Below are 12,076 nucleotides of genomic sequence, written 5' to 3'. Positions count from 1 at the left end.
TGAAAGAGAGTGTCTCTTTTTACTTTTTATAATGATCCTTCAAAACTTTCATCCAATCTTCTTCAAATTCCGTAGATTCACCCCATCCATCGACAATACCAGACAGATTTGCCATGTTTACCGCTTCTTTTGAAGCTTGGACTTGCTTTTGTGAAATAAGTGAAGCCTCTAAGTCATAGGTTTGCGGCGTATCTTCGCCCGCCAATTTTTTAGCCAATATCCTCATATTAACTGCACCGATCAACTTGGGATCGACTGCTGCCGTGTAGGACCATGAGCTATCTGCCGATTGGATTTCCTGGAGATCTGCGTTAGATACATCAATTCCATATATCTTCACTTCATCTCGGCCCGCTTCTTTAATCGCCCGGGCTGCACCGATGGCAAAGGCATCCCATGTTGCGAAAATGGCATCCAATTTACCTTTAGGGTATTTATTCAGCATTGCGGCTACAGCATTTTGTGTCTGAACCGAAGTATCGGCAGATGCCACTCCGAATCTTTCGACTTCTTTAATCCCAGGATTTTCTTTTAGTTTTTCCTGATAGACTGCATTTCTTCTTACCATTGGTGGGAAACCATCCACCCAAAGATATGCAATTGCCGCTTCACCTTTCTGCTCTTTTATCAGTTTATCAAAAGCCAGTGTTGCCAACGCTTCATCATCCTGTGAAGTTAATGTCACACCATCTATTTTAGATAGATCGCTTATTGAATCGAACGTGACAACGCTTTTACCTGCATCAACCAACTTTTGAACGTCATTCACAGTTGCTGCATCATCACCATGGGAAATGATATAGCCGTCGTAATCTTCCTCCAATGCCTGCGCTATCGCATCATGAAATTTAGCCGTATCACCATTGGCTGTATATGTATCCACTTGGAATCCGAGTGCTTCTCCTTCTTCCTTCGCCCCCGCCAGGTATTGGGCCGTATGATCATCACCGCCAATTTTACGGATCACTTTGATCTTGGCTCCATCCCCATCTGCAAATCTTTCCGGTACATTTTCAAATGATACTTTTTCTTCTTTCTTCGATTCTGTGGAACTCTGCCCAGTAGAGCAACCCGTTAAAAGCAAAGCCGAAGCGATGGCTGAAATAAATATCCCTTTAATAGACCTTCTCATCTTGTTTCCCCTCCATGTTTTCTAATTAGTCTTATCAGTTAAGTCGGTGTAAATCCCAAAATAAAAACCTCTCTAATATAGAGAGGTTTAATCGGCTGTTTTGCAGACTTGTCCCTCTCTTATCTGTCAAAACATTTCTGTTTTGCAGGATTTAGCACCAATTCCTAATGGAACGGTTGCTGGGCATCTTAGGGCCAGTCCCTCCGCCACTCTTGATAAGAGATATATTGAGTTACGTTTTCGTAATTATCACTTTATAGGGATATAGTCGTAAAGTCAATAGATTTTTGAATATTTGAAATGTTCCCCGTTATTTTTTATTTTCTTTGAAGCTGGGCTAGACGCTTTTTCTCGATTTTTTCAAGCCTCTCCAACTGCCTTAATTTCACTTCGAACAAAGTGATCGGGTCACGGTAAACTTCCGGATTTTCTTTCATATGCTCCAATGCAGCCTGGAAGTCTTTTATCTCGGTCTGCGTTTGTTCAATCGTTTTTTGAAGTAAGGCAAATGAACTGCGATAGAAAAGTGCGATGTCCCGATCCAAAGATTTTTCAAACAATCCAAATTGGGTAAGGAAACGTTCCGTGATCATTTCCGCAACATCCAGGTAATCTTCACTTTCCAGATATTTCTTATAACGATTGTACATATTGGCTTTATTTTGCGGTATCGCCCCAAACAGCTTCCCTGCTCCTTTAAGCAGCAATTGTGATGGAGTCCTGCGCAAAAGGATATTAACGTTTTCGATGCGGATACTGCTTGTCATCCGATCGGCATCACGGCGCCAGTCATCCAATACCCTGAAGTCACCTGCAAGCGTAATCCGTTCTTCTTTGTATAATTCATTGAATCCGGCACTCATCTCATCCATAAACTGCTGGCTTTGTGAGAACTCCATTTGAGAACTGGCAATCCAGTCTTGAAGAGAACGGTAATATTGAGGCATGATCTTATCAGAAATGAAGTTTTGAATCCGCTCATTCATTTCTTGGTTTAACTGTACATGGACCTGACTGAAATCACTGCTTTCCGTTAATGATTTAGAGCAATCCCTCAGTAATTCAGGAATTTTAGAAGAAAGCTGATTTTTCACTTCATCCTTAAGCAGACGATACGACCTTATGATATTTTCACTTTTTTCTTTTTCCAAATCAGCCAGTTGATTGACCGCCCCATTCAGTTTGACTTCCATCTGTTCATTCCAAGAGATGGAATGCTCGCATTTCCGCTCATTGGCTGCCCGTTTTTCTAACAGATAAGATAAAGTTTTACGAATGAATGCTAGGATTTTTTCAGATCTTCTTTCCTTCCAATTATCCTCTTGATAATTCGATTGAAGGAAGGCTGAAAGGTCCTTCAATTGCTGCTTGCTATCATACAGTTTGGAGAAAGCGAATACTTTCGCATTCGGGAAATATGCATTCACTTTATCCCATGTTTCGTCTTCCATCCGGACTGCCACCTGATCACTGTATATCGTATCCATTTTATTTAACAAGAAATGAATCGGCAGTTTCGGAGCCATCATTTGAATTTCCAATAACAGATCCCGTTCGCTGCCGGTGAAAGGCGCCCGGGCGTCAAGAACGAACATCAGTCCATCACTGCCATGTAAATAGCCTTGGAAATCTGATTCCACGCTTTTTTCCCCATTGAACCCCGGTGTATCCAATAATCGCAGACCATTATTTCTTAGGTAGTCACTTATGATTGTCACATCAACAATAGTCCCACGCTGGCGGCGTGTTTCATCCAATTCAGTTAGCTCCATGACAACCTTTCTATCTGTATCGGTAATTTCAAGGATTTCCAAATCATCCCCGTCTTTGACACTGACTAATGACGAATGATCTTCAGCGGCAATGCTCTCGCCAACAATTGACTGAATGAAGGATGTCTTGCCATTTCCTGTACTTCCTACAAGAAGAAGATTGAAGTTTTCGGTATCCTTAAGCCCCTCGACCATCCATTTAAGCTTATTGCCAACCATTAAATCATTATCTTCAGCCCACTGGATAATGGAATTGAACAGTTTCTCTCCCGCTTCCAGTCCGCCTCCTAATTTAGGCGATTTCGCCAACAGGCTTTCTGCATCCTGAATGACCAGCGCATTGATCGTATCCGGGAAGATTTCATTCCAGGACAACGCGGATGCCGCCGCAAACAGCGAGAGCTCCCCATCTGCGATTTTGAGCCAGTTTTCCAGTAACCTTGGCACGACAGGACTTAAATCTTTGATTAGGTGCGTTCCTTCTAAAAGACCTGCATATGCATCCCTGTAATAGACGGAAAGCTCATCCCATACATCAGCATGGTTCAATTCGATGGTATCTATCAAGTTATTAATCACTCTTAGCCATTCGAAATAAGAATCCGTATATTTATAATTTTTCCAAAGGGCAACCGTCACCTTTTCGAAACGTTCCTGGTCGAGTGTGTAAAGCGAACCAAGGACAGTTGAAAAATAATCCGGATCAATCGATTGGGCAACACCCTGCTGGATATACGTCTTCAGCACATCGAACCAGCCCACTGATTCTGTACGGATACTTTCATTAGCCGCTAATACCACTGCACTGTTCCAATCCTTTTGTTCTTCAAAAAAGGCGCGTGCGATTTCCGTGACATTCGGGTAATCCGGCTGAAACTCGACTGCTTCTTTCACAACTTTGGAAGCCAGGTCATTTCTCGATTCCACTATGTACAGCGAAAAAAGTTGCAAAAGAACCTCTGTTTTTAAGACCGCTTCATCCGTATTGACGGATTTATAGATATCCTCTGCGGTAGAGTACATTTCCAGTTCAAAATAAGCATCAGCGATGTTTTTCTTCGCCCATGAACCAAGTTCCCCTTCTATGTTCTCCCATTTAAAAATGGCTGCTTCATAGTCATGATGCTGAAAATATACTTCTCCTTGAGCAAATCGAATTGCGGTTAAATCCGCTCTTTCCTTTTTTTGTTCCACGAGAAACATTTCACCCAAAGCTTGAATCGGGTGCTTCCTTGTATCCTCAATCATCGTTTCATAATATTTTTTTCCGATCAGCCGTTCGTCCATCTTTATTCCCCCGATATATTTCATATTTTCAATTAAAGGATAATCACTGATTCTATAAGCCTTCTAATAGACCTAACTTCAATCTATTGGTTCCTTTAGTTAAAAAATCATTTACAAAACCTTAAAATGTTATTTTAGCAAAACAATATGGTAACAACATGTCACCACTCTTACAATTTTAAAACAGAAACAAATGGAACTGTAATGTTTTTAATAAACCGATACAGAAATGTCATTTCCATATTCGAGAAAATATGTTTTTTCTAGTTTTACCACATATCAGATAGAGCTGGGCGAACCATTCTTTATACCTCTAAATTACCAGAAGCCCAGCCCTTCAACTACCTATAACGGTAAAAAAGCAAAATCACCCTGCCCCGTCCATTACTAAATCCCCATTTTTCCGTTCATATAAAAAAGCAGTACCCTCATTCATTAAAGGTAACTGCTCTCTGATAAGCTCCGAACAGTCGTTGTCCTTTGACAAATTAGGATTATACCCCTGTACGCTTACGTTGGTTATTCGGCTTTTTGGTCAACTGGCTTTTAAGCTGTTTCGTTTTCTTCACAACGCCTGTTTCCAGTTTATCTTTACTTGATCCTGCTTGCTTTTGAGCCAGTTTTTGTTTGACTGCATCCGCCAGGCTTAATTTTTTATTTTCAGACATACTGTTGTCTCCTTTAGTGTTCTGCCTTCTATTATAATATAGTTGCGATTAGAAAGATAATAGGGAGTAATATCCTATTCTTCTTGAAAATATCCTCTGGATATAGGAAGTTTCGCCAACGAGGGACTAATTTCCTGCTCCTTTAAAAGGATTAATGATAAATTATATTGACTTCATAATCAGAATTTGCTAAATTGTCTATATATTAAAAAATCTATGAAGAGAAAGAGTAAGATGAGAACCCTGTTCCACAGAGAGTCGACATGTGGTGGAAGTCGATGTCCAAGGCCTATCCGAAAATCATCTCTGAGATGCAAAGCTGAAAATGCAGTAGGCTTTGACGGGTTTCCGCCGTTACAATGGATCACGTATGAATACGTACGTTGACTGAGTGCCGCAGCTTTTTTTTATTGCGGAATATGGGTGGTAACGCGAGCACAAACTCGTCCCTGATTTTCAGGGGCGAGTTTTTTATTTGCACAAAACACTTTAATTAGCCTTTTTCAGGCCAGTCGGCGAGAGTTATCATTTTTTAAAAAAGGAGAAATCACCATGAAAAAAACAGACACATTATTTATCGGCCTTATGCTTTTCTCAATGTTCTTCGGAGCGGGGAATCTCATATTCCCTCCATTTTTGGGAGCATCTTCAGGAACTTCCTTCTGGCCAGCCATTGCCGGTTTTGTTGTAACCGGAGTCGGCCTGCCAATTTTGGTACTTCTTGCAGTCTCACTTGTTAAAGGCGGGGCACAAACTATCGGAGCCCGTGTACATCCTCTATTCAGCACGTTGTTCATGGTGGTCATCTATTTAAGCATCGGGCCTTTTCTGGCCATTCCAAGAAATGCGAATGTTGCCTATGAAATGGGCTTCAAGCCGTATTTTGGCGACTCAATGAATCAATCACTATTCCTATTCATTTTCACAACCATATTTTTCATCACATCTTATGCCATTTCATTGAATCCAGAAAAAATGGAAACCTTCATGGGACGCTGGATTACACCCGTTCTACTTCTGTCCATGGTCATTCTCTGTGTCGTTGGGTTCGTAAAGCTTGATGCACCATTCCAAGCTCCAACCGAAGCATATGCTGCAGGAGCATTTTCGAAAGGGTTCATTGAAGGTTACAACACGATGGATGCACTAGCTGCCTTGGCTTTTGGAATCGTCATCCTGACTTCTATCCAGCAAAGGGGGATTTCCGAACGAAAACAATTGACGAGATATACAGTAAAAGCTGGTCTCATCGCTGGTGTTTTGCTTTCATTAGTTTATATCTCATTAGGTGTAATGGGAGCACGCATGGCAGCCGATGGGTCCTTTGAAAACGGAACGGACATCCTCACTGTCGCATCCACCCTTTTACTTGGAACTAGCGGGAAAGTCCTTCTCGGAATCATTTTCACTTTAGCATGCTTCACCACCGTCGTCGGGTTGACGACTGCTTGCGGACAGTATTTCTCGAAACTTTTCCCCAAGCTGAACTATAAAACCGTCATTCTGATTGTAACAATCGTCGGTTTCATCCTTTCAAATATGGGTCTGAATCAAATTTTGAAAGTATCTGTACCATTCCTTGTGATGGCTTATCCGTTAACGATCGTCCTGATTGTCCTGACATTCTTCAGTCGTCATTTCAAAAACCCGAAGAAGGTTTATCGCAGTGCAATGATTTTCACAGGAGTTTTCGCCTTGATGGACGGACTGAATGCCTTCGGCTTACAATTAGGACCCGTGCAAACGTTGAGTGATGTCCTTCCCCTTTCTGCCTACGGAATGGAGTGGATCATCCCCGCTCTCTTCGGTACAGCCTTGGGCCTGCTTCTCAGTCAATTTGGACAAACGGCTCGAGCTGAAGAGTTGGAAATCGAAACACTATAATAATGAAGGAAGCAGGTGATTTTACGGGTCACCTGCTTATTTTGCACACGCCTGCACTGCTTTATTTTGGAAATCGACATCCACTTTTTGTTATGATGGGGTCAAAGGAGATGATAAGTAATATGTCTAAGCAAACCCGTATTGGTAAAACAGATCTGTATGTAAATCCGATTGGCCTTGGCACGAATGCAATTGGCGGACATAACCTGTTCCCTAATCTAAGTGAGGATACAGGAAGGGATGTTTTGAGAACAGCATTGGAAGAGGGAATCAACTTTTGGGATACAGCTTACATTTACGGTCCTGAGCGTTCAGAAGAACTTATCGGTGAAATCCTTAAAGAGCGTCGCAAACGCGAGGATATAGTCCTTGCCACTAAAGGGGCACATAAATTTGCCGATGGCAACATCGTCTTTGATAACTCTCCGGCTTTTCTGAAAAATGCTGTGGAATCGAGTCTAAAAAGGCTCCAAACGGATTACATCGACTTATTCTATATCCATTTCCCTGATGAGGATACCCCTAAAGATGAAGCGGTAGGTGCCTTAAAGGAATTGAAGGATGCAGGCAAAATCAAGTCGATCGGCGTCTCGAACTTTTCGTTCGAACAATTGAAGGAAGCGAATAAAGACGGCTATGTCGATGTGTTGCAATCTGAGTACAATCTATTCAAACGGGAGGCAGAACAAGACCTGCTGCCATATACAGCCGAAAATAATATTTCCTTCATTCCTTATTTCCCCCTTGCTTCCGGTCTGCTCGGCGGCAAATATAATCAGGATTCAACATTCGAGGATGGCCGGGCAAAAAGTCCGCTTTTCCAATGACAAGCCTTTGTAAGCAACCTGCAAAAAGTAGAAGAAGTCCGGGCGATTGCCAACAGGAAGCATACCGATGTCGCCGATGTCGTACTTGCTTGGTATTTAACTCGGCACTCGATAGATGTACTGATTCCCGGAGCGAAAAAGCCTGAGCAGGTCACACGCAACTTACAAGCATTGGATGTCGATTTAACCATGGATGAAATCGCCGAAATCAGTGCCATTTTCGCTTAACATAGATATGAAAAAAGGCTGTTCAGCTCATGTTGAATGGCCTTTTTCTATTTATCCTGCTCTTTGGTTCATCCTTGTACAAAAATTGACTACTAGGCTCGCTATATTGCTTAGGTACTCCTGTTTTGATATATTTAGTGAATATTCCACCAATTAAGGAAGAGGCAGTCTGATGAAAAAATCTATTGTTATTTTATTTCTTATCTTTGCAAATTTGTTTTGGGCCGGTAATTACATTTTCGGAAAATACGTTGTGACCGAACTTTCCCCAATCCAACTAACATTTACGCGATGGCTAATAGCCGTATTCTTATTGTTTCCTTTAGCCCAATGGATTGAAAAGCCAAATTGGAAGAGTGTATGGAAAGAATGGAGATTGCTGTTAGTTATGGGTGTGCTCGGAATCATCAGTTATAATTTTTTCCTTTATTGGGCTCTGACCTATACAACTTCCATGAATGCCGCTCTTGTCAATTCCATGAACCCTGCCTTAATTGTGCTTTTTTCCGCTTGGCTGTTAAAGGAGAAAATTTCATCCCTCCATGCACTCGGACTTATCATATCTTTATTCGGCGTTTTATTGGTCTTGACAAAAGGACACCTTCTGGATATTTTCCAGCTCACTTACAATAAAGGCGACTTATTGATGATCCTGGCGATTCTCGTTTGGACCTTCTATTCAATAATCGGTAAAAAACTGAAAAACATTCCGATCATCTCAGCCACTGCCGTTTCCGTATTTCTCGGATTGATTCTCGTCGCTCCATTCGCCATTGGATCGGGAATGAACCTTAATTTAAGCAGTGAAGCCGTCACGGGGCTCTTATATATTGGAATCTTCCCGTCTGTCGGTTCCTTTATTTTCTGGAATATTTCCCTTCGTCATATCAATGCTAGCCAGGCTGGAATTTATCTAAATCTGATAGCTGTATTTACCGCCATTCTTAGCCTGATTTTAGGTCATACTATTACCATCGTCCAAATCCTGGGAGGTCTTTTTGTCTTCAGTGGCGTCTACCTGACAAGCAAAAAGAAAAAGGAATATCCGGCAGATTTCACGAAGAACATGTAAAGAATATCCAGTAATTCTAACCAACTATGCTTTCTTGTCTTTTCCCCTTGTCTATGCACCATGATTTACGTTATCCTTTAAAGAAGAAAATCTGAATGTAAAGGTGTGCTTTAGTTGAGGATCAATAAATATATCAGTGAATCCGGAATTACCTCGCGACGAGGCGCAGACAAATGGATAGCCGAGGGCCGTGTGACGATTAATGGAAATGTAGCTGAGCTCGGCAGTCAAGCCGAACCCGGTGATGATGTTCGTGTAGATGGCAAGCCGATAAAAGTGGAACAGCAAAATGTCTATATTGCACTGAATAAACCGATAGGTATTACAAGTACGACGGAAAAACACATAAAAGGGAATATCGTTGATTTTGTAAATCATCCGCTTCGCATTTTTCATATCGGACGGCTGGACAAAGACTCAAGCGGTCTGATCCTTCTTACAAATGATGGAGACATCGTAAACGAAATCCTTCGTGCAGAAAACAAACATGAAAAAGAATACATCGTAACCGTGGATAAACCACTTACCGCTTCCTTCATTAAAGATATGTCATCCGGAGTGGAGATTTTGGATACGAAAACACTTCCATGTAAGGTTGAACAGTTGACCAAATATACATTTAATATCACTTTGATGCAAGGACTGAACAGACAAATCCGCCGTATGTGCTCTGCACTAGGGTACGAAGTCCGTGATTTACATCGAATCCGGATCATGAACATCCATCTGGACGGACTGGCGATCGGACAATGGCGCGACTTAACCGAGGATGAATTGACGGAACTATTTAAGGAATTAGATTATACTCCAAGGCAAAGATGATAATGAAGATGCCCCCAGATTTCCGGGGGCATCTCTTTTTTAATTTCAGAAGAATTTTCCGCAATAATTTGCTATTTTATTCTTATCTGAGTACTTTTACTCGTGAATTTTACGCTTTTACTCGTGAATTTTAAGCTTTTACTCGTGAATTCCACTTTACTCGTGAGTTTCGCACTTTTACTCGTGAATTTTGCTCATTTACTTGTGAGTTTCACGCTTTTACTCGTGAATTTTACGCTTTTACTCGTGAGTTTCACTTTACTCGTTAATTCCACTTTTTCACGAGTAAGGACCAAAATAAAAAGCAACCTGCATTAGGCTGCTCGTTATGGGCTACAAATTATACCCACCATAAATCAGTTGGGCTTTCGTTGATGAGTACAGTTTTCAGATTGGTAACAGCCCGTTGGAATCCTTCTTCAACTGACATCAGCGGATCTTCATGTTCGATGCTGACGACGTAATCATAACCGTATGTGCGAAGGGCGCTCATGATGTCGGACCATTCTTGCAGGCTGTGGCCGCATCCTACAGAGCGAAAGTTCCAGGCACGGCTCTGGATATTTCCATATGGCTGCATGTCGGTTAATCCATACATATTGATGTTATCCTGATCCAAGTATGTGTCTTTTGCGTGGAAGTGGTAGATTGCTCCCGCTTTCCCTAGGATTTTGATGGCCCCGACTGGTTCGATGCCCTGCCACCAAAGATGGCTTGGATCAAGGTTGGCGCCTATTGCATCAGATGTAGCTTCCCGCAGTTTTAACAAGGTGTAGGGTGTGTGGACGAGAAAGCCCCCATGTAGTTCAAGTCCGATTTTTATATTGTGCTCATCGGCAATGGCGGCTGCTTTTTTCCAATAGGGGATCAATTTTTCTTCCCATTGCCATTTCAGCACATCTGTATACTCATTCGGCCATGGGGCGACAGGCCAGTTTGGATATTTAGCTCCTTCGTGATCACCGGCTGTACCAGAAAAGGTATTGACTACCGGGACGTTCAGTAAGGATGCAAGCTTGATTGTTTTAATCAGTGTTTCATCACTTTCTTTAGCGAATGCTTCATCTGGAGAGATTGGATTGCCGTGGCAGCTGAATGCACTGATCGTTAATCCTCTTGTTTGAACGGCTTCGAGGTATTTTTGGCGTTTTTCTTCACTTTCCAGCAGTTCATCGAGCGGACAGTGGATATTGCCTGGATACCCGCCTGTACCGATTTCAACTGTTTTTAATCCGGAATCTGCGACATAATCAAGCATATCCTCGAATGATTTTTGAGCAAATAGCACTGTAAAAATCCCTAATTTCACATGCCCCACCTCACCTTTTCATTAATTTATGCTCATGACCTTCCCACTTGCCGAGCTTTGATAAATGGCTTCGATTATTTTCGAAACTTTCATGGCTTCCGATGGTTTTACCAATGGTTCTGCCAACCCCAGGCAGCTATTAATAAAGTTCTCTGCCTGCTGCAGGTCTGGTGTATCCTCCCCTGGCATCCATACTGCCTCACTATTTAAAAGCATGCCATGCTTAGCCTGATTCAAGACCAGCGGGAACACATCAAGTCCGCCCTGCGTTCCGGATAAACTTAAAACAGTTGCTTCTTCACGGATATTCGCGGCCCAAGATGTTTCGAATAATAAAGATGCTCCGTTGGCAAATTTGATATATGCAGTGGCATGGTCATCCACTTCAAATACAGAGGCATCGAAATTCCCCCACAAATTGACTTGATCGACACCCTTACTGACATAATTATATGTCGAACCTACGATTTCAATCGGTTCTGGGTCATCCATCAGCCATAAAGCCAAATCAAGCAAATGGCAGCCGTAATCGATCACGCTTCCCCCGCCTTGCAATTCCTTGCTTGTAAACACTCCCCAGCCAGGAACTTTACGTCGTCTGATTGCCTGTACACGCGCTACATATGGTTCACCGATTTCACCGGCCTGAATCATTTTCTTTGCAGCCTGGGCTTCCTTCATGAAGCGGTAATGATAAGCGGTCGATAAAACTTTACCCGATATGTTTGCAGCCTCGGTTATTGCTAAACATTCCTCAGTTGTAATGGCCATTGGCTTTTCGCATAACACATGTACACCCGCTTGCAGAGCAGCAATGGAAATCTCCGCATGGAACTTGTTTGGCGTTGCAATCGTAACAGCATCCACTTCGGCAAACATTTCTTCATAATTGGTGAAAACCTTCTCGATATGAAATTCACGCGCCACTTCTCGCGCCTTCATTTCATCTATATCATGAATGGCGTATAAAACCACTTTATCTTGAAATTTTTGAAAAGCTGGAATATGCCTTTTTTGGGCAATTCCGCCAGCACCGATAATACCCATTTTTAATTTGTACATGATGACTTTTAAC

General features: G+C 42.1%; 8 protein-coding genes, 1 pseudogene, 1 riboswitch and 1 other annotated feature. Of the genes and pseudogenes, 4 read left to right on the top strand and 5 right to left on the bottom strand.

Features of this window, described 5'->3' with window-relative positions; all coding sequences use genetic code 11:
- Positions 1–19 precede the first annotated feature (19 nt).
- The 3 genes from MKY17_RS02655 to MKY17_RS02645 all read right to left on the bottom strand — a co-directional run bounded on the left by MKY17_RS02655 (position 20) and on the right by MKY17_RS02645 (position 4,859).
- A complete protein-coding gene (locus tag MKY17_RS02655) occupies positions 20–1,132 on the bottom strand; it encodes a sugar ABC transporter substrate-binding protein (protein ID WP_098370427.1) in 1,113 nt (370 codons plus the stop codon).
- A gap of 116 nt (positions 1,133–1,248) precedes the next feature.
- Positions 1,249–1,354, bottom strand: a riboswitch (SAM riboswitch).
- Positions 1,355–1,449: 95 nt separating this feature from the next.
- Positions 1,450–4,191: a GTPase domain-containing protein gene (locus MKY17_RS02650; RefSeq protein WP_260398001.1), complete on the bottom strand. Its 2,742-nt coding sequence runs from the start codon at positions 4,189–4,191 to the stop codon at positions 1,450–1,452.
- Positions 4,192–4,685: 494 nt separating this feature from the next.
- The gene (locus MKY17_RS02645) at positions 4,686–4,859 is read right to left on the bottom strand and encodes a hypothetical protein (RefSeq protein ID WP_164468807.1); all 174 of its coding nucleotides are present in this window, start codon (positions 4,857–4,859) and stop codon (positions 4,686–4,688) included.
- Positions 4,860–5,066: 207 nt separating this feature from the next.
- Positions 5,067–5,313, top strand: a binding site (T-box leader).
- Positions 5,314–5,411: 98 nt separating this feature from the next.
- On the opposite strand from MKY17_RS02645, the gene brnQ reads away from it, so the two are divergent.
- The 4 genes and pseudogenes from brnQ to rluF all read left to right on the top strand — a co-directional run bounded on the left by brnQ (position 5,412) and on the right by rluF (position 9,692).
- The gene (brnQ, locus tag MKY17_RS02640; RefSeq protein WP_339201317.1) at positions 5,412–6,743 is read left to right on the top strand and encodes a branched-chain amino acid transport system II carrier protein; all 1,332 of its coding nucleotides are present in this window, start codon (positions 5,412–5,414) and stop codon (positions 6,741–6,743) included.
- Between the two features lie 122 nt (positions 6,744–6,865).
- Positions 6,866–7,798, top strand: a pseudogene (locus MKY17_RS02635) (aldo/keto reductase).
- A 172-nt stretch (positions 7,799–7,970) separates the two neighbouring features.
- Positions 7,971–8,870, top strand: coding sequence for a DMT family transporter (locus tag MKY17_RS02630; RefSeq protein ID WP_098370425.1), 900 nt, complete (start codon positions 7,971–7,973; stop codon positions 8,868–8,870).
- A gap of 114 nt (positions 8,871–8,984) precedes the next feature.
- Positions 8,985–9,692 (top strand): 23S rRNA pseudouridine(2604) synthase RluF, encoded by a 708-nt coding sequence (rluF, locus tag MKY17_RS02625; protein ID WP_098370424.1) that lies wholly within the window; start codon positions 8,985–8,987, stop codon positions 9,690–9,692.
- A 340-nt stretch (positions 9,693–10,032) separates the two neighbouring features.
- Here rluF and MKY17_RS02620 read toward each other — a convergent pair whose 3' ends face one another.
- The gene (locus tag MKY17_RS02620) at positions 10,033–11,001 is read right to left on the bottom strand and encodes a sugar phosphate isomerase/epimerase (protein ID WP_098370423.1); all 969 of its coding nucleotides are present in this window, start codon (positions 10,999–11,001) and stop codon (positions 10,033–10,035) included.
- A 21-nt stretch (positions 11,002–11,022) separates the two neighbouring features.
- Positions 11,023–12,063 (bottom strand): Gfo/Idh/MocA family oxidoreductase, encoded by a 1,041-nt coding sequence (locus tag MKY17_RS02615; RefSeq protein ID WP_098370422.1) that lies wholly within the window; start codon positions 12,061–12,063, stop codon positions 11,023–11,025.
- Between the last annotated feature and the right edge of the window lie 13 nt (positions 12,064–12,076).

Origin of the sequence: Peribacillus sp. FSL P2-0133 (assembly GCF_037975445.1) — a bacterium.
GTDB lineage: Bacteria > Bacillota > Bacilli > Bacillales > DSM-1321 > Peribacillus > Peribacillus simplex_E.
Note: the sequence above shows the minus strand (reverse complement) of the source record. Positions and strands in the feature narration are given on the sequence as shown.